General features: G+C 55.8%; 14 protein-coding genes, 2 tRNA genes and 3 rRNA genes. 9 read left to right on the top strand and 10 right to left on the bottom strand.

Going from position 1 to position 18067, the window contains the following annotated elements; translation table 11 throughout:
* Nucleotides 1-112: 112 nt before the first annotated feature.
* From rrf to tyrS, 6 genes are all read right to left on the bottom strand, one after another.
* Nucleotides 113-228, bottom strand: a 5S ribosomal RNA gene (gene rrf, locus ACVWXD_RS28085).
* 169 nt (nt 229-397) lie between these two features.
* Nucleotides 398-3289, bottom strand: a 23S ribosomal RNA gene (locus tag ACVWXD_RS28080).
* Between the two features lie 247 nt (nt 3290-3536).
* Nucleotides 3537-3612: transfer RNA gene (locus tag ACVWXD_RS28075), tRNA-Ala, on the bottom strand.
* A gap of 30 nt (nt 3613-3642) precedes the next feature.
* Nucleotides 3643-3719: transfer RNA gene (locus tag ACVWXD_RS28070), tRNA-Ile, on the bottom strand.
* Nucleotides 3720-3802: 83 nt separating this feature from the next.
* Nucleotides 3803-5339 (bottom strand): 16S ribosomal RNA (locus ACVWXD_RS28065).
* The 16S, 23S and 5S rRNA genes sit together here with 2 tRNA genes alongside, the layout of an rRNA operon.
* Before the next feature lie 496 nt (nt 5340-5835).
* Nucleotides 5836-7035, bottom strand: a complete 1200-nt coding sequence (gene tyrS, locus ACVWXD_RS28060) for a tyrosine--tRNA ligase (RefSeq protein WP_017739632.1) — start codon at nt 7033-7035, stop codon at nt 5836-5838.
* A gap of 208 nt (nt 7036-7243) precedes the next feature.
* On the opposite strand from tyrS, the gene ACVWXD_RS28055 reads away from it, so the two are divergent.
* Nucleotides 7244-8662 carry a peptidoglycan DD-metalloendopeptidase family protein gene (locus tag ACVWXD_RS28055; protein WP_181642902.1) on the top strand — a complete coding sequence of 473 codons (1419 nt, stop codon included), beginning with the start codon at nt 7244-7246 and terminating at the stop codon, nt 8660-8662.
* A gap of 3 nt (nt 8663-8665) precedes the next feature.
* A complete protein-coding gene (locus ACVWXD_RS28050) occupies nt 8666-9757 on the top strand; it encodes an anhydro-N-acetylmuramic acid kinase (protein ID WP_122754300.1) in 1092 nt (363 codons plus the stop codon).
* 69 nt (nt 9758-9826) lie between these two features.
* Here the strand turns inward: ACVWXD_RS28050 and erpA are convergent, their stop codons facing one another.
* Complete coding sequence (gene erpA, locus ACVWXD_RS28045; protein WP_003176443.1) at nt 9827-10177, bottom strand: iron-sulfur cluster insertion protein ErpA; 351 nt, start codon at nt 10175-10177, stop codon at nt 9827-9829.
* 165 nt (nt 10178-10342) lie between these two features.
* Entirely contained in the window at nt 10343-11377 is a 1035-nt protein-coding gene (gene argC, locus ACVWXD_RS28040; protein WP_010206935.1) for an N-acetyl-gamma-glutamyl-phosphate reductase, read from the bottom strand.
* A gap of 134 nt (nt 11378-11511) precedes the next feature.
* On the opposite strand from argC, the gene hemJ reads away from it, so the two are divergent.
* The 6 genes from hemJ to coq7 all read left to right on the top strand — a co-directional run bounded on the left by hemJ (nt 11512) and on the right by coq7 (nt 15982).
* Complete coding sequence (gene hemJ, locus ACVWXD_RS28035; protein ID WP_032883825.1) at nt 11512-11940, top strand: protoporphyrinogen oxidase HemJ; 429 nt, start codon at nt 11512-11514, stop codon at nt 11938-11940.
* 24 nt (nt 11941-11964) lie between these two features.
* Nucleotides 11965-12927 (top strand): NAD(P)H-dependent flavin oxidoreductase, encoded by a 963-nt coding sequence (locus ACVWXD_RS28030; RefSeq protein ID WP_099600893.1) that lies wholly within the window; start codon nt 11965-11967, stop codon nt 12925-12927.
* A 68-nt stretch (nt 12928-12995) separates the two neighbouring features.
* The gene (locus tag ACVWXD_RS28025; RefSeq protein WP_032883827.1) at nt 12996-13961 is read left to right on the top strand and encodes a DUF805 domain-containing protein; all 966 of its coding nucleotides are present in this window, start codon (nt 12996-12998) and stop codon (nt 13959-13961) included.
* Between the two features lie 60 nt (nt 13962-14021).
* Entirely contained in the window at nt 14022-14810 is a 789-nt protein-coding gene (locus tag ACVWXD_RS28020) for an SDR family NAD(P)-dependent oxidoreductase (RefSeq protein WP_181642903.1), read from the top strand.
* Between the two features lie 47 nt (nt 14811-14857).
* Nucleotides 14858-15196 (top strand): histidine triad nucleotide-binding protein, encoded by a 339-nt coding sequence (locus ACVWXD_RS28015; protein WP_032883829.1) that lies wholly within the window; start codon nt 14858-14860, stop codon nt 15194-15196.
* A 138-nt stretch (nt 15197-15334) separates the two neighbouring features.
* The gene (coq7, locus tag ACVWXD_RS28010; protein ID WP_122681328.1) at nt 15335-15982 is read left to right on the top strand and encodes a 2-polyprenyl-3-methyl-6-methoxy-1,4-benzoquinone monooxygenase; all 648 of its coding nucleotides are present in this window, start codon (nt 15335-15337) and stop codon (nt 15980-15982) included.
* A 62-nt stretch (nt 15983-16044) separates the two neighbouring features.
* Here coq7 and ACVWXD_RS28005 read toward each other — a convergent pair whose 3' ends face one another.
* Nucleotides 16045-16467 carry an OsmC family protein gene (locus ACVWXD_RS28005; protein ID WP_003176451.1) on the bottom strand — a complete coding sequence of 141 codons (423 nt, stop codon included), beginning with the start codon at nt 16465-16467 and terminating at the stop codon, nt 16045-16047.
* 245 nt (nt 16468-16712) lie between these two features.
* Between ACVWXD_RS28005 and crp the strand changes: the two genes are divergently transcribed.
* The gene (gene crp / locus ACVWXD_RS28000) at nt 16713-17357 is read left to right on the top strand and encodes a cAMP-activated global transcriptional regulator CRP (RefSeq protein ID WP_032883832.1); all 645 of its coding nucleotides are present in this window, start codon (nt 16713-16715) and stop codon (nt 17355-17357) included.
* Here the strand turns inward: crp and ACVWXD_RS27995 are convergent.
* Nucleotides 17354-18049, bottom strand: coding sequence for a lipoate--protein ligase family protein (locus ACVWXD_RS27995; RefSeq protein ID WP_032883833.1), 696 nt, complete (start codon nt 18047-18049; stop codon nt 17354-17356). The genes crp and ACVWXD_RS27995 overlap by 4 nt on opposite strands.
* Between the last annotated feature and the right edge of the window lie 18 nt (nt 18050-18067).

The following is an 18067-nucleotide window of genomic DNA, read 5'->3' as shown; positions in this document are numbered from 1 at the left end:
AGAAAGGCAGGCGTTTAGCCCTGAAGGCGTCCATGAGAAAACCTGCCGGCACTTTCCGCCCGCCCAAAACAAAACCCCCATCTGCTTTCGCAAATGGGGTTTCGGAATTTAATCTTGACGATGACCTACTCTCACATGGGGAAACCCCACACTACCATCGGCGATGCATCGTTTCACTACTGAGTTCGGGATGGGATCAGGTGGTTCCAATGCTCTATGGTCGTCAAGAAATTCGGGTACTGAGTCGCGACCAGCTGGCCTCGCTTCAGCAAATTGGGTATGTGATAGCTTTCGGTGTTTGCAAGAGTCGAACTTTCGGTTCATTTCGTCTTCACACACCGCAATCTGGTGCTCTTTCGCTTTTCAGCTCGAAGCAAGCAAATTGCTTGGGTGTTATATGGTCAAGCCTCACGGGCAATTAGTATTGGTTAGCTCAACGCCTCACAGCGCTTACACACCCAACCTATCAACGTCGTAGTCTTCGACGGCCCTTTAGGGAACTCAAGGTTCCAGTGAGATCTCATCTTGAGGCTAGTTTCCCGCTTAGATGCTTTCAGCGGTTATCTATTCCGAACATAGCTACCCGGCAATGCCACTGGCGTGACAACCGGAACACCAGAGGTTCGTCCACTCCGGTCCTCTCGTACTAGGAGCAGCCCCTCTCAAATCTCAAACGTCCACGGCAGATAGGGACCGAACTGTCTCACGACGTTCTAAACCCAGCTCGCGTACCACTTTAAATGGCGAACAGCCATACCCTTGGGACCGGCTTCAGCCCCAGGATGTGATGAGCCGACATCGAGGTGCCAAACACCGCCGTCGATATGAACTCTTGGGCGGTATCAGCCTGTTATCCCCGGAGTACCTTTTATCCGTTGAGCGATGGCCCTTCCATACAGAACCACCGGATCACTAAGACCTACTTTCGTACCTGCTCGACGTGTCTGTCTCGCAGTCAAGCGCGCTTTTGCCTTTATACTCTACGACCGATTTCCGACCGGTCTGAGCGCACCTTCGTACTCCTCCGTTACTCTTTAGGAGGAGACCGCCCCAGTCAAACTACCCACCATACACTGTCCTCGATCCGGATAACGGACCTGAGTTAGAACCTCAAAGTTGCCAGGGTGGTATTTCAAGGTTGGCTCCACGCAGACTGGCGTCCACGCTTCAAAGCCTCCCACCTATCCTACACAAGCAAATTCAAAGTCCAGTGCAAAGCTATAGTAAAGGTTCACGGGGTCTTTCCGTCTAGCCGCGGATACACTGCATCTTCACAGCGATTTCAATTTCACTGAGTCTCGGGTGGAGACAGCGCCGCCATCGTTACGCCATTCGTGCAGGTCGGAACTTACCCGACAAGGAATTTCGCTACCTTAGGACCGTTATAGTTACGGCCGCCGTTTACCGGGGCTTCGATCAAGAGCTTCGCGTTAGCTAACCCCATCAATTAACCTTCCGGCACCGGGCAGGCGTCACACCCTATACGTCCACTTTCGTGTTTGCAGAGTGCTGTGTTTTTAATAAACAGTCGCAGCGGCCTGGTATCTTCGACCGGCATGAGCTTACGGAGCAAGTCCTTCACCCTCACCGGCGCACCTTCTCCCGAAGTTACGGTGCCATTTTGCCTAGTTCCTTCACCCGAGTTCTCTCAAGCGCCTTGGTATTCTCTACCCAACCACCTGTGTCGGTTTGGGGTACGGTTCCTGGTTACCTGAAGCTTAGAAGCTTTTCTTGGAAGCATGGCATCAACCACTTCGTTAACTAAAAGTTAACTCGTCATCAGCTCTCGGCCTTAAGATCCCGGATTTACCTAAGATCTCAGCCTACCACCTTAAACTTGGACAACCAACGCCAAGCTGGCCTAGCCTTCTCCGTCCCTCCATCGCAATAACCAGAAGTACAGGAATATTAACCTGTTTTCCATCGACTACGCTTTTCAGCCTCGCCTTAGGGACCGACTAACCCTGCGTCGATTAACGTTGCGCAGGAAACCTTGGTCTTTCGGCGTGGGTGTTTTTCACACCCATTGTCGTTACTCATGTCAGCATTCGCACTTCTGATACCTCCAGCAAGCTTCTCAACTCACCTTCACAGGCTTACAGAACGCTCCTCTACCGCATCACTTACGTGATACCCGTAGCTTCGGTGTATGGTTTGAGCCCCGTTACATCTTCCGCGCAGGCCGACTCGACTAGTGAGCTATTACGCTTTCTTTAAAGGGTGGCTGCTTCTAAGCCAACCTCCTAGCTGTCTAAGCCTTCCCACATCGTTTCCCACTTAACCATAACTTTGGGACCTTAGCTGACGGTCTGGGTTGTTTCCCTTTTCACGACGGACGTTAGCACCCGCCGTGTGTCTCCCATGCTCGGCACTTGTAGGTATTCGGAGTTTGCATCGGTTTGGTAAGTCGGGATGACCCCCTAGCCGAAACAGTGCTCTACCCCCTACAGTGATACATGAGGCGCTACCTAAATAGCTTTCGAGGAGAACCAGCTATCTCCGAGCTTGATTAGCCTTTCACTCCGATCCACAGGTCATCCGCTAACTTTTCAACGGTAGTCGGTTCGGTCCTCCAGTTAGTGTTACCCAACCTTCAACCTGCCCATGGATAGATCGCCCGGTTTCGGGTCTATTCCCAGCGACTAGACGCCCTATTAAGACTCGCTTTCGCTACGCCTCCCCTATTCGGTTAAGCTCGCCACTGAAAATAAGTCGCTGACCCATTATACAAAAGGTACGCAGTCACCCAACAAAGTGGGCTCCCACTGCTTGTACGCATACGGTTTCAGGATCTATTTCACTCCCCTCTCCGGGGTTCTTTTCGCCTTTCCCTCACGGTACTAGTTCACTATCGGTCAGTCAGTAGTATTTAGCCTTGGAGGATGGTCCCCCCATATTCAGACAAAGTTTCTCGTGCTCCGTCCTACTCGATTTCATGACTAAGAGATTTTCGCGTACAGGGCTATCACCCACTATGGCCGCACTTTCCAGAGCGTTCCGCTAATCTCAAAGCCACTTAAGGGCTAGTCCCCGTTCGCTCGCCACTACTAAGGGAATCTCGGTTGATTTCTTTTCCTCAGGGTACTTAGATGTTTCAGTTCCCCTGGTTCGCCTCTTACGCCTATGTATTCAGCGTAAGATAACCATCTTATGATGGCTGGGTTCCCCCATTCAGACATCTCCGGATCAAAGTCTGTTTGCCGACTCCCCGAAGCTTTTCGCAGGCTACCACGTCTTTCATCGCCTCTGACTGCCAAGGCATCCACCGTATGCGCTTCTTCACTTGACCATATAACCCCAAGCAATCTGGTTATACTGTGAAGACAACATTCGCCGAAAATTCGATTTGGCTCTTTCGAGCCACTCACAAATTTTACCTTAGCCTGATCCGTTACCAGTGAAAGTAACGTTCAGTCTATCTTTCTATCACATACCCAAATTTTTAAAGAACGATCTAATCAAAGACTAGAAATCAACATTCACCATCATCACAATGGAATGCTCATTTCTAAGCTTTCAACAAACAGAAGCAGTAGTGGTGGAGCCAAACGGGATCGAACCGTTGACCTCCTGCGTGCAAGGCAGGCGCTCTCCCAGCTGAGCTATGGCCCCGTATTTCTACAGGCGTTTCCCACACAAAATTGGTGGGTCTGGGCAGATTCGAACTGCCGACCTCACCCTTATCAGGGGTGCGCTCTAACCAACTGAGCTACAGACCCAATTTCGGGCTGCTTCTTTATCGTCTTCTTCAATGAATCAAGCAATTCGTGTGGGAACTTATGGAGCAGCTGATGTCGTCGATTAAGGAGGTGATCCAGCCGCAGGTTCCCCTACGGCTACCTTGTTACGACTTCACCCCAGTCATGAATCACACCGTGGTAACCGTCCTCCCGAAGGTTAGACTAGCTACTTCTGGTGCAACCCACTCCCATGGTGTGACGGGCGGTGTGTACAAGGCCCGGGAACGTATTCACCGCGACATTCTGATTCGCGATTACTAGCGATTCCGACTTCACGCAGTCGAGTTGCAGACTGCGATCCGGACTACGATCGGTTTTATGGGATTAGCTCCACCTCGCGGCTTGGCAACCCTCTGTACCGACCATTGTAGCACGTGTGTAGCCCAGGCCGTAAGGGCCATGATGACTTGACGTCATCCCCACCTTCCTCCGGTTTGTCACCGGCAGTCTCCTTAGAGTGCCCACCATTACGTGCTGGTAACTAAGGACAAGGGTTGCGCTCGTTACGGGACTTAACCCAACATCTCACGACACGAGCTGACGACAGCCATGCAGCACCTGTCTCAATGTTCCCGAAGGCACCAATCTATCTCTAGAAAGTTCATTGGATGTCAAGGCCTGGTAAGGTTCTTCGCGTTGCTTCGAATTAAACCACATGCTCCACCGCTTGTGCGGGCCCCCGTCAATTCATTTGAGTTTTAACCTTGCGGCCGTACTCCCCAGGCGGTCAACTTAATGCGTTAGCTGCGCCACTAAGAGCTCAAGGCTCCCAACGGCTAGTTGACATCGTTTACGGCGTGGACTACCAGGGTATCTAATCCTGTTTGCTCCCCACGCTTTCGCACCTCAGTGTCAGTATCAGTCCAGGTGGTCGCCTTCGCCACTGGTGTTCCTTCCTATATCTACGCATTTCACCGCTACACAGGAAATTCCACCACCCTCTACCATACTCTAGTCAGTCAGTTTTGAATGCAGTTCCCAGGTTGAGCCCGGGGATTTCACATCCAACTTAACAAACCACCTACGCGCGCTTTACGCCCAGTAATTCCGATTAACGCTTGCACCCTCTGTATTACCGCGGCTGCTGGCACAGAGTTAGCCGGTGCTTATTCTGTCGGTAACGTCAAAACAATCACGTATTAGGTAACTGCCCTTCCTCCCAACTTAAAGTGCTTTACAATCCGAAGACCTTCTTCACACACGCGGCATGGCTGGATCAGGCTTTCGCCCATTGTCCAATATTCCCCACTGCTGCCTCCCGTAGGAGTCTGGACCGTGTCTCAGTTCCAGTGTGACTGATCATCCTCTCAGACCAGTTACGGATCGTCGCCTTGGTGAGCCATTACCTCACCAACTAGCTAATCCGACCTAGGCTCATCTGATAGCGCAAGGCCCGAAGGTCCCCTGCTTTCTCCCGTAGGACGTATGCGGTATTAGCGTCCGTTTCCGAACGTTATCCCCCACTACCAGGCAGATTCCTAGGCATTACTCACCCGTCCGCCGCTCTCAAGAGAAGCAAGCTTCTCTCTACCGCTCGACTTGCATGTGTTAGGCCTGCCGCCAGCGTTCAATCTGAGCCATGATCAAACTCTTCAGTTCAAACATCTTTGGGTTTTTAAGAAACCCTAAACTTGGCTCAGCAATCGTTGGTTACATCTTTGATTTCTCGCGGAGTAACTTGTGATGCTGATAATCTTGTTGACTATCAGTCTGACTCCACAAGCACCCACACGAATTGCTTGATTCAGTTGTTAAAGAGCGGTTGGTTAAGATCTTTCGTCTCAACCGAGGCGCGCATTCTACAGCAGCCTCATTTGCTGTCAAGTGATTATTTTCAGAAGCTTTCGAAGATTTCTTCAACAACTTCAACCACTTGCGCTTCTGATCTCTCATCAGCGGGAGGCGAATTCTACAGCGTTACACGCTGCTGTCAACACCTCTTTTTCAACTTCCTTTTGGCTTCGATGAACTGAAGCAACTTACCGCCGAAAACTGCGTAACTCGTTGTTTACCAAGGAGTTTTCCGTTTCGACTGCACCGGAAGTGGGGCGAATTATAGACAGATATAATTCGCCGTCAACACTTAATTTCAGCCTTATTCAGATTTGAGCGTAATGCGTGCAAAGGCCTTCTTCCCCGCCTGACAAACGTGGGTCGCTCCGAGCTCATATATAAAGGTGCGATCTACCACCTCACCATCTATACGCACACCACCCGAACCCAGAAGGTCACGAGCCACGGCGGAGTTTTTCACCAAGCCCGCCTTATTAAGAACGGCCGCAATCGGCATCGCCTCAGCAGCAGTCAGCTCAACCTCAGGAAGATCATCCGGCAACTCGCCATCTTTCATGCGGTTGCCCGCCGCGCGGTGAGCACTGGCCGCTGCCTCTTCACCATGGAACCGAGCAACAATCTCTTCTGCCAGCTTGATTTTCACATCACGCGGATTGGCGCCAGCCTCGACGTCAGCGCGCAACGCATTGATCTCGTCCATCGAGCGGAAGCTCAACAGCTCAAAGTAACGCCACATAAGCGCATCAGGAATGGAAACCAGCTTGCCGTACATCACGCCTGGCGCCTCTTGGATACCTACATAGTTACCCAGAGACTTGGACATCTTCTTGACGCCATCCAACCCTTCCAGCAATGGCATGGTCAGAATGCACTGAGCCTCTTGCCCATACGCACGCTGAAGCTCACGCCCCATCAGCAGGTTGAACTTCTGGTCGGTACCACCCAGCTCCACATCGGCACGCAGCGCCACCGAGTCATAACCCTGGACTAGCGGATACAGGAACTCATGAATAGCGATCGGCTGATTGGTGGAGTAGCGCTTATCGAAGTCGTCGCGCTCAAGCATTCGCGCAACGGTGTACTGAGATGTCAGACGAATAAAGTCGGCCGGCCCCATCTGATCCATCCAGGTGGAGTTGAACGCCACCTCGGTCTTAGCCGGATCAAGAATCTTGAATACTTGGGTCTTGTAGGTCTCGGCGTTGTCGAGAACCTGCTCGCGGGTCAGCGGCGGGCGCGTAGCGCTTTTGCCACTCGGGTCGCCGATCATCCCAGTGAAGTCACCTATAAGGAAGATGACCTGATGCCCCAGCTCCTGGAACTGACGTAGCTTATTAATAAGCACGGTGTGACCCAGGTGCAGGTCCGGCGCTGTCGGATCGAAACCAGCCTTAATACGCAGGGGTTGGCCACGCTTGAGCTTTTCGATCAGCTCGGCCTCAACCAACAGTTCTTCCGCACCACGTTTTATCAGCGCTAGCTGCTCTTCAACCGACTTCATAACAGACCCGCAAGGCTCAGATTCAAAAGGGAACCAACCATACAAGATCAGGGACTAATTACAAGTTTTGCCCTGCGCACGGACACCGTTCAGCAAGCCCAGCATTCGCGAGCTTGCGCCACAGATGATTTGGTTATATTTTATACAGTTATTTCATCTTCATCATGTCATTCATCTTTTCCATTTCATCTTCAAAGTCAAATTACCTATGACCACTGAACCGTCTAAAGCGCCGCCGCTTTACCCGAAGACCCACCTGCTCGCCGCAAGTGGTATCGCCGCCCTTCTTAGCCTGGCACTCCTGGTATTCCCTTCCAGTGACGTAGAAGCCAAACGAACATCCCTGAGCCTCGACTTGGAGAGTCCAGTTGAACAACTGACACAAGATCAAGACGCTGCCGACGCTCAACAAGCCACAAATGCCCCATCTGAATCGCCGTTTGCCCAGATAGAAAACACGCCCGAAGATACCCAGCAAGCGGCAAAGGAACTGCAAAAGCCAGTCGCAGACGCAGCTAAGAATCCTCAGCACCGCGAAGTGATCGTCGCAAAAGGCGATACGCTTTCTACCCTTTTCGAGAAGGTTGGTCTTCCTGCCGCCACCGTTAACGACGTGCTGGCCAGCGACAAACAAGCCAAGCAGTTCACCCAACTGAAACACGGCCAGAAGCTTGAGTTCGAATTGACGCCTGACGGCCAGTTGAACAACCTGCACAGCAACGTCAGCGACCTCGAAAGCATCTCCCTGACTAAGGGCGCTAAAGGTTTCGCGTTCAATCGCATCACCACCAAACCAGTGATGCGCTCCGCCTACGTTCACGGCGTGATCAACAGCTCGCTGTCGCAATCCGCTGCGCGCGCGGGGTTGTCGCATAGCATGACCATGGACATGGCCAGCGTATTTGGCTACGACATCGACTTCGCCCAAGACATCCGCCAAGGTGACGAATTCGACGTGATCTACGAGCAGAAGGTCGCCAACGGCAAAGTGGTCGGCACTGGCAATATTCTCTCTGCACGCTTCACCAACCGCGGTAAGACCTACACCGCTGTGCGCTACACCAACAAGCAAGGCAATAGCAGCTACTACACGGCTGATGGCAATAGCATGCGCAAAGCGTTCATCCGCACCCCAGTGGACTTCGCTCGCATCAGCTCGCGTTTCTCCATGGGGCGCAAGCATCCAATCCTGAACAAAATCCGCGCACACAAGGGCGTCGACTACGCAGCTCCTCGTGGTACGCCTATCAAGGCAGCGGGAGACGGCAAGGTCCTGCTGGCCGGCCGTCGCGGCGGTTACGGCAACACGGTGATCATTCAGCACGGCAACACCTACCGAACCTTGTATGGCCACATGCAAGGCTTCGCAAAGGGCGTGAAGACGGGCGGTAATGTGAAGCAAGGTCAGGTGATCGGCTATATCGGCACTACCGGCCTCTCCACCGGACCGCATTTGCACTACGAGTTCCAGGTCAATGGCGTACACGTTGATCCACTGGGCCAGAAACTGCCGATGGCCGACCCAATCGCCAAAGCAGAGCGCGCGCGCTTCATGCAACAAAGCCAGCCCCTGATGGCACGTATGGACCAGGAGCGTTCCACCCTTCTGGCTTCGGCGAAGCGTTAAGTCATGCCGCTCTATATAGGTGTGATGTCCGGAACCAGCCTCGACGGCCTGGATATCGCCCTGATCGAACAAGGTGCAGCGGTCAATCTGATCGCCACCCACTACACTCCGATGCCGGACACCCTGCGCGCAGAGCTGCTAAGCCTGTGCGCTAGCGGCCCGGATGAGATTGCCCGTTCAGCGATCGCCCAGCAGCATTGGGTTACCCTCGCCGCTCAAGGCATTCACACACTGCTCGACCAGCAAAACCTCAAGCCTCAAGATATCCGCGCGATCGGCAGCCATGGTCAGACTATCCGCCACGAACCCGCCCGAGGTTTTACGGTGCAGATCGGAAACCCGGCCTTGCTCACTGAGCTGACGGGCATCACCGTGGTCAGCGACTTTCGCAGCCGCGATGTAGCCGCCGGCGGCCAGGGTGCACCGCTCGTCCCTGCGTTTCATGAAGCATTGTTTGGCGAAAGCACCGGCAACCGTGCGGTGTTGAATATAGGCGGTTTCAGCAACCTCAGCCTGATTGAGACCGGCAAACCTGTAGCCGGCTTCGACTGCGGCCCGGGCAATGTCCTGTTGGATGCCTGGATTCATCTACAACGCGGCGAACACTTTGATCGCGACGGCCAGTGGGCAGCCAGCGGCAAAGTAGAACCTCAGTTGCTCAACGCTCTGCTCGGCGACCCGTTTTTCCTGACAAAAGGCCCAAAAAGCACCGGCCGAGAAGTGTTCAACCTGGGATGGTTGCAACAGCACCTTAGCCGCCTGCCAGCCTTCGAACCCCAGAACGTGCAGGCCAGCTTGCTGGAACTGACCGCCCTGACCATCGTTGAGTCCCTGCAAACCGCACAATCGCAGACAGAAACGCTGTTGATCTGTGGCGGCGGCGCCCATAACACCGCAATGATGAAGCGACTGGCCGCCCTGCTGCCATCCACCCAGGTCAGCAGCACAGCCACTCACGGCGTAGACCCCGACTGGGTCGAAGCCATGGCCTTCGCCTGGCTGGCCCATTGCTGCCTGGAAGGCATTGCCGCCAACCGCCCCAGCGTCACTGGCGCGCGCGGACTGCGGTTACTGGGCGCAATCTACCCCGCCTGACTAATCCGCAGACAGCAAAACGCCGCGTGGCCCATGAAAGCCAAGCGGCGTTTTTGTATCCACTCTCGATCAGATCGAGAACGAAGACCCGCAACCACATGTAGTGGTGGCATTAGGGTTCTTGATCACGAAACGCGAACCCTCCAGACCTTCCTGATAATCCACCTCGGCGCCCGCCAAGTACTGGAAACTCATCGGGTCTACAACCAGGCTCACGCCCTCGCGCTCAACGATAGTGTCATCGTCAGCCACATCTTCATCGAAGGTAAAGCCGTACTGAAACCCTGAACAACCGCCGCCCGTAACGAATACGCGCAGCTTCAAGCGATCATTACCCTCTTCATCGACCAGGCTCTTCACCTTGTGCGCAGCACCGTGAGTGAATTGCAAAGCCGTGGGGGTGAAGGATTCAACGCTCATGCTGATAATCTCCCGGCGTAGAGCCGCCATATGCGTAATGGCGGGCATTATCCGCTTCTCCTAGAAAATCGGTCAACTATTGTTACGGTATATCAATCTGCATCGCCGCCATTAGAAACACAAAAGGCCCGATCAACGGGCCTTTTGCGCAATCAACAAACCGCCTTAAGGCAGCATGCCGGCATGGGACAAGCCCAACTTCTCATCCAAGCCGAATAGGATGTTCATGTTCTGCACAGCCTGGCCCGACGCGCCCTTGACCAGGTTATCGATCACCGACAGCACGACCACCAGGTCGCCGTCCTGCGGACGGTGCACAGCAATCCGGCACACGTTGGCGCCACGCACGCTACGGGTTTCCGGGTGGCTGCCCGCCGGCATTACGTCGACGAACGGCTCATTCGCGTAGCGCTTTTCAAACAACGCCTGCAGGTCTACCGAACGATCGACCACGGTTGCGTATAGCGTGGAGTGGATACCACGGATCATTGGCGTCAGGTGTGGCACAAAGGTCAAGCCCACATCCTTACCGGCAGCACGGCGCAGGCCCTGGCGGATTTCCGGCAGGTGGCGATGCCCTTTTACCGCATAGGCCTTCATGCTTTCCGAAGTCTCGGAGTACAGCGACCCTACCGCGGCACCACGGCCTGCACCGCTGACGCCAGACTTGCAGTCTGCAATCAAGCGCGACGCATCCGCCAACCCAGCTTCAAGCAACGGCAGAAAGCCCAACTGCGTAGCGGTTGGGTAGCAACCCGGCACCGCGATCAGGCGCGCCTGCTTGATTTGCTCACGATTGACTTCAGGCAGGCCGTACACCGCCTCTTCCAACAACTCCGGCGCGCCGTGTGGCTGACCGTACCACTTGGCCCATTCATCGGCGTCCTGCAGCCGGAAGTCTGCCGACAGGTCAATGACCTTGGTGCCAGCTGCCAGCAACTCACCGGCCAGCGCATGGGCAACACCATGTGGCGTGGCGAAGAACACCACGTCGCAGGCGCCAAGGGTCTTGATGTCCGGAACACTGAACGCCAAGCCGTCGTAGTGGCCTCGCAGGTTCGGGTACATATCGGCCACAGCCAGGCCTGCCTCGGATCGAGAGGTGATGACCACCACCTCAGCTTGCGGATGCTGAGCCAACAGACGCAGCAATTCGACACCGGTGTAACCCGTGCCGCCGACGATACCGACCTTGACCATAAACCTGCCCTCAACGAACCACTGGAAAGCCGTCGATAATAGGGGCCGTATCGCCCTGCGACAACCGTCAACGTGACGTATGGGCGCATGAGCCACTACTATCTTCGCTACCGTGAACCTGGGAATAACTAAAAATGCTTTATCTATGGGTCAAAGCCTTCCACATCATCAGCATCGTCTGCTGGTTTGCCGGGCTGTTCTACCTGCCGCGCCTGTTCGTCTACCACGCCCAAAGCGAGGACACCGTCAGCAAGGAGCGCTTCAGCATCATGGAGCGCAAGTTGTACCGCGGCATCATGGGCCCGGCGATGATTGCCTCCCTGGCATTCGGCATCTGGCTGATTGCCCTCAACCCCGGCATCTTTCAGTCCGGCGGCTGGATCCACGCCAAGCTGACCCTCGTTGTACTGTTGATCGGCTATCACCACATGTGTGGCGCACAGGTAAAACGTTTCGCCCGTGGCGAAAACACCCGCAGCCATGTCTTTTATCGCTGGTTCAATGAAGTCCCGGTTCTGATATTGCTGGCTATCGTAATTTTGGTCGTAGTCAAACCGTTCTAACTTCAATTACTCGGGGTACCTCCAATGTCGCTGCCCGCTCTGCTTGAACAACGTCTGCGCCTGCCCGTGGTGGCTGCGCCGATGTTCCTGATTTCCAATCCACAACTGGTCCTGGCCTGCTGCCGCAATGGCGTGGTCGGGAGCTTTCCTGCGCTCAACCAGCGCGAGAGCAGTGGCTTCAAAGCCTGGCTGGAGGAAATCGAAGCGGGCCTTGCGCAGTTGGACAATCCAGCGCCGTACGCCGTCAACCTTATCGTGCACAACAGTAACCCTCGCCTGGAGGCGGATCTGGCGATCTGCGTTGAGCACAAGGTGCCGATCGTGATCACCAGTTTGGGCGCGGTGAAGGAGTTGGTAGATGCCGTGCACAGCTACGGCGGGCTGGTGTTCCACGATGTCACCACCCGGCGCCATGCCGAAAAAGCCGCTGAAGCCGGTGTAGATGGCCTGATTGCTGTGGCTGCCGGTGCCGGTGGCCATGCCGGCACCTGGAGCCCGTTCTCGCTGATTGCCGAGATTCGACAGTTCTTCGACAAAACCCTGCTGCTGGCCGGGTGCCTCAATCATGGACACGAAATCCTCGCCGCCCAGTTACTGGGCGCAGACCTGGCATATTTCGGCACGCGCTTCATCGGTACCGCCGAAAGCCACGCCCCAGATGCCTATAAAGAGATGCTGCTCACATCGCGCGCCGCCGACATCGTGCACACTCCCGCAGTCTCCGGCGTTCCCGCTAGCTTTATGCGCCAAAGCCTGGAAAATGCCGGGTTCGACCTCGCCGCCCTGCAAGGCAAAGGCGAAGTGAACTTCGGTTCCAAGCTCAAACCGCTGAGCGACGAAGCCAAAGCATGGAAGACCGTATGGTCCGCCGGCCAAGGCGTCGGTGAGATTAATGATTTGCCCAGCGTCGATGAACTCGTTGCCCGCCTCGATGCCGAATACCGCAAGGCGCGCGAGCAGGCCGCACAATTGCGCTGGCCACGCTGACCCAACCGACAGGCCTGCCAATTGAGCAGGCCCGCACCCCCACCTGAATAAGTGACAAGGAAGCCCGCATGAGCGACAACCGCTTCAAGATTGTTTTTGATGGAGCCTTGCTCCCGGGTGTCGAAAGCACCACGGCCAAGCTGAACCTGGCTGAGCTGTTCAAAAGCACCGTCGAGGACATCGAGAAACTCTTCACCGGTCGCCCGGTTGCACTAAAACGCGACCTGTCACGCCCCGACGCCGAAACCTACCTCACCGCTCTGAAGAACGCTGGCGTCGACGCGCGCATCGAGGCCGAACAGCCCGTAGCCTTCAGCCTTGCCGAAACACACGAGACGAGCTCTGGTGCAACAGACTTCTCTCGCCCAGCCGCTTCACCGTACGCGCCTCCGCGTGCTGCCGTGGGTGACAGCCACCCTGAATACGCCGATCTCAAGATCTTCACGATCAATGGCCGTATTGGCCGTCTGCGGTATTTGGCATGGACGCTGGTACTGACCGTCGCAATGCTCGTCGCAGCAGGCATCCTTAGTACTGTAGGCTTCGCCATCGCGACCGCGTCACCGACGATAGCCATCATTGTTGGCTCGCTGCTCGGTTTAGCGCTGTTCGTTGCGGTTGTAGTCGTGAGTGTGCAAATCGGGGTCCAGCGCTTGCACGACCTGGGCTGGTCTGGCTGGCTGTACCTGCTGAACCTCGTGCCGCTGGTAAACAGCATTTTCCCGCTGTTGCTGCTGGTAGTGCCAGGTAACTCGGGTGCCAACCAATACGGCGCACCGCCACCGCGTAACTCCACTGCGGTAAAGGTTCTGGCCTCTCTGTGGCTGGCATTCATTCCTCTGATGCTCATCCTCGTCGTGTCGCTGGGCATGAACGGCTACCTGGACCAACTCGAATCCAACGTCGACAGCAGCTACGAAAGCAGCTCCATCACCTCCGATGAAGACGCCGATCAAAGCGTCATCGTTGATGAAGAAGACGCCCAAAGTGCTGACGAAGCGGCCGAACCTGTAGACTCTGCAGAAGAACAGTAAAGAAACGCCCCCATCCGTGATGCCTCCATCATTGATGGGGGCGTTGCGATGGAGAAAGGCATGACCCGTTACGCTCTGATCACCGGTGCCTCCAGCGGCATTGGCCTCGCCTTGGCAGAAGCCCTGGCCCGTCGCGGCCGCAGCTTGATTCTGGTGGCCCGCCAGCGTGATCAGTTGGAAAGCATTGCACTCGAATTGACTCAGCGCTTCGGCGTCGAGGTGCTGTTTCGTGCCTGCGACCTGGGCGAGCCGCTGCGCTTGTCCGGATTCCTGTTGGAGCTTGAAGAAGGCGAGCGGCAGATTGATTTGCTGGTCAACTGCGCCGGCATCGGCACAAGCGGACCATTCCTGGCCCAGGACTGGATGACCGAGCAAGACCTTATTGAAGTCAACATCCTCGCCCTCACCCGCATGTGTCACGCCCTGGGCAATACCATGGCGCTGCAGGGCGGCGGACAAATTCTTAACGTTGCGTCGATTGCCGCGTTTCAACCCGGTCCGTGGATGAGCAGTTACTACGCCAGCAAGGCCTATGTGCTGCATTTCTCCGAGGGTTTGCGCGAAGAACTGAAGACCTGCGGCATCAAGGTATCGGTCCTTTGCCCTGGCCCGACACGCACCGCGTTCTTCGGTACCGCGCAAATGGACACCGCCAAGCTTGATCGCAGCGAACAACTGATGAGCCCGGAAGAGGTCGCGCTCTACACCGTACGCGCATTGGAAAAGAACAAAGCCATCATCATCCCCGGCCGCCGTAATCGCTGGCTGGCCTTCAGCCCACGTCTAAGCCCGCGCTGGCTGACGCGCAAAATAGCCGGTGCCATCAACAAGGCCTATTGCCCACGCTGACCGCGTGGGTACACTCACCCCTGCACGCTCATAATGGAGAAACAGCTGTGGATACTCTGTTCACCAAGATCATCAACAGAGAAATACCCGCGAAGATCATCTACGAAGATGATCAAGTCCTCGCTTTTCACGATATTGCCCCGCAGGCACCAGTGCATTTTCTGGTGATCCCGAAGAAGCCTATCCGCACCCTCAATGACCTCACGGAAGATGACAAATCCCTGGCCGGGCACATTCTGTTTACCGCCCAGCGCCTCGCCGTGGAACAAGGCTGCGAGAAAGGGTTTCGCGTAGTAATGAACTGCAATGAGGATGGCGGACAGACTGTCTATCACATCCATATGCACGTGCTGGGTCAGCGCCAGATGAACTGGCCACCGGGCTGAGGATTATTGGGGAGTTTGCGACTGCGACGCAGCCGGACGGCAGCAAGCTCCCTCGCCACAAAGGCAAATTGACTCAGGGCAAACGCTTGCCCATCTCTTGCGGTAAACTGGCCGCCGAGATTCTTCCCGGAGGTCAGCATGACTACCCAACGTCACTACTCGCCGATTGATCGCCTATTGCTGCAAGCCGACACGGCCATGCGCACACTCCTGCCCTTCAGTGGCCAACCGTACCGTCCGTCGCCCGCCATCCTGCAACCTGACGCGCAGATGAGCGAGACCGACACTCGTCATGTCGCCGGCCTGATGCGCATCAACCATACCGGCGAAGTCTGTGCCCAGGCGCTTTACCAAGGCCAGGCACTGACTGCCAAGCTGCCGCAGGTACGCGCCGCCATGGAGCACGCGGCCGAGGAAGAAATCGACCACCTGGCCTGGTGCGAGCAACGCATCCGTCAACTGGGTAGCCATCCCAGCGTGCTGAATCCACTGTTTTACGGTTTGTCGTTCGGCATTGGCGCTGCTGCCGGCTTGATCAGTGACAAGGTCAGCCTCGGTTTTGTCGCCGCGACTGAACATCAAGTGTGCAAGCACTTGGATGAACACCTGGAACAATTGCCGGCCGAAGACGAAAAATCCCGGGCCATTCTTGAGCAGATGCGTATCGATGAAGAACACCACGCTGAAAGCGCACTGGATGCAGGCGGCTTCCGCTTCCCGGCGCCAGTGCGTTTCGGCATGAGCCTACTTGCCAAGGTCATGACCAAAAGCACCTACCGCGTCTGAGCAAACCTGCAGCCGAAAAAAAGGGCGCTTTCAAAGCGCCCTTTTCTTTTGCCAATCGACGATTAACCCAACTCGATAATCTCGTAGTCATGGGTAATGGCCACGCCGGCCGCACCGAGCATGATCGACGCCGAGCAGTACTTCTCTGCCGACAGCTCGATGGCGCGCTTGACCTGAGCCTCCTTCAGCCCTCGGCCCTTCACCACGAAGTGCATATGGATCTTAGTGAACACCTTGGGATCTTCAGTGGCGCGCTCGGCTTCCAGGAAGGCTTCACAGCTTTCCACGGCCTGTCGGGATTTTTTCAGGATGCTGACCACGTCGAAATTGCTGCAACCGCCCACGCCCAGCAGGAGCATTTCCATCGGACGTACGCCCAGGTTGCGGCCACCGGCTTCAGGCGGGCCATCCATGACCACTACATGGCCACTGCCCGACTCACCGAGGAACATGGCTTCGCCCGCCCATTGGATGCGTGCCTTCATCGCCCAGACTCCACTGCTAAAAAAGGGTCGCCAGCTTAGCACAGGGCCTGAGCGCGACAGCGTTTCCCATCTATGTGATCAATAACGGGGCTTGCTCGGTAAATTGGCTAATCGAGTCAGAATGTGTCTGTTAAGCTGACGCCAAATGAGTGGCGCATTGCCACCCTTTATAAAGCGTGTATCAATGCCGATACCGCCGAGTACAACAATTCCAACCACCTCGCGCTGCCTTTCGGGATACAACCATGGTTGCTCTGACGCCCATACCCAAGATCAAGAATCTCGACAAGCTGCTGATGCATTGCCAGCGCCGACGTTACCCGGCCAAGCACAACATCATCTGCGCCGGCGAGCGCTCCGAAACGTTGTTCTTCATTATCAAGGGCTCAGTCACCATTCTGATCGAGGATGAAGACGGCCGCGAGATGATCATCGCCTACCTGAACACGGGGGATTTCTTCGGGGAACTGGGGCTGTTTGAGCAAGCCGGCAAGGAACAGGAGCGTAGCGCCTGGGTGCGGGCCAAGGTCGAGTGCGAAGTGGCCGAGATCAGTTACACCAAATTTCGCGAGCTGGCTCAACACGATCCCGACATTCTCTACGCACTCAGCGGTCAGATCGCCCAGCGCCTGCGTGACACCACGCGCAAGGTCGGCGACTTGGCATTCTTCGACGTTACCGGTCGCGTGGCCCGTTGCCTGCTGGAGCTGTGCAAACAGCCCGATGCAATGACTCATCCCGACGGCATGCAAATCAAGATCACCCGTCAGGAAATCGGGCGAATTGTCGGCTGTTCACGAGAGATGGTCGGCCGCGTGCTCAAGGACCTGGAAGAGCGCAACCTGGTCCACGTCAAAGGCAAGACAATGGTGGTGTTCGGTACTCGCTAACCCGGCAGGAAGCTGGCCAGCATCTGACGGTACAAGGTATCCAATCGGCTGATGGCATCCGGCGCGGGGAAAGCTTCGTGCAAGGCGATATGGCTGTCGGCACGAACCCGTTGCTCCAGACCGCAGGCTTCGTTGAAGCGATTGACCGCCGCGATCAGTTCTTCGCGATCGTTATCCAGCAACAACGCACCGTGCACCAACCCTACCGGTCGGCCACCGCTTTGCCGCCAGCGCTGGGCCGTGCCGACCATTTTGCGCCCGTTCAGGTTGACGTTGTAACGACCGTCGCAGAATGCACCTTCGATTTCCCCGACGGAGGCATCGCCGCCCAACTCGATGAGTAAATCGCAGATCGGCTGGCATAGGCGCTGGTAACCGGTTTCGATGCGGCCTTGATCGCCTTCACTGCGCGGCGGAGCGTAGACCAGGGCGATATTGACCGTAGCGCTGGACTGCGGCACCGGTTCGCCACCGGTCTCACGCAGCAACACCGGCCAACCGTAATCGGCCGAGACTTGGCTGGCGGCTTCGAATGCCGGCAACCGACTCAGACGACGCGGCATCACCAAGGCTTGATCACTGGGTTGCCAGAACAGCAGGCCGAACTCCTGGTCACCAGCACAAACGGCAGCCAACAAGGCTTGCTCGGCGGCAAGGCCTGCTTCGACGGTCATCTTTACTGGCTGAGTCATCTAACACCTACCTATCGG

It is taken from the genome of Pseudomonas sp. TE3911 (genome assembly GCF_054062775.1).
The sequence above is the reverse complement of the archived record's forward strand: the minus strand, read 5'-3'. Positions and strand labels throughout refer to the sequence as shown.

Coding starts and splice junctions, on each gene's coding strand:
- tyrS (WP_017739632.1), bottom strand. CDS start 7,035: ATGAAGTCGGTTGAAGAGCAGCTAGCGCTGATAAAACGTGGTGCGGAA.
- ACVWXD_RS28055 (WP_181642902.1), top strand. CDS start 7,244: ATGACCACTGAACCGTCTAAAGCGCCGCCGCTTTACCCGAAGACCCAC.
- ACVWXD_RS28050 (WP_122754300.1), top strand. CDS start 8,666: ATGCCGCTCTATATAGGTGTGATGTCCGGAACCAGCCTCGACGGCCTG.
- erpA (WP_003176443.1), bottom strand. CDS start 10,177: ATGAGCGTTGAATCCTTCACCCCCACGGCTTTGCAATTCACTCACGGT.
- argC (WP_010206935.1), bottom strand. CDS start 11,377: ATGGTCAAGGTCGGTATCGTCGGCGGCACGGGTTACACCGGTGTCGAA.
- hemJ (WP_032883825.1), top strand. CDS start 11,512: ATGCTTTATCTATGGGTCAAAGCCTTCCACATCATCAGCATCGTCTGC.
- ACVWXD_RS28030 (WP_099600893.1), top strand. CDS start 11,965: ATGTCGCTGCCCGCTCTGCTTGAACAACGTCTGCGCCTGCCCGTGGTG.
- ACVWXD_RS28025 (WP_032883827.1), top strand. CDS start 12,996: ATGAGCGACAACCGCTTCAAGATTGTTTTTGATGGAGCCTTGCTCCCG.
- ACVWXD_RS28020 (WP_181642903.1), top strand. CDS start 14,022: ATGACCCGTTACGCTCTGATCACCGGTGCCTCCAGCGGCATTGGCCTC.
- coq7 (WP_122681328.1), top strand. CDS start 15,335: ATGACTACCCAACGTCACTACTCGCCGATTGATCGCCTATTGCTGCAA.
- ACVWXD_RS28005 (WP_003176451.1), bottom strand. CDS start 16,467: ATGAAGGCACGCATCCAATGGGCGGGCGAAGCCATGTTCCTCGGTGAG.
- crp (WP_032883832.1), top strand. CDS start 16,713: ATGGTTGCTCTGACGCCCATACCCAAGATCAAGAATCTCGACAAGCTG.
- ACVWXD_RS27995 (WP_032883833.1), bottom strand. CDS start 18,049: ATGACTCAGCCAGTAAAGATGACCGTCGAAGCAGGCCTTGCCGCCGAG.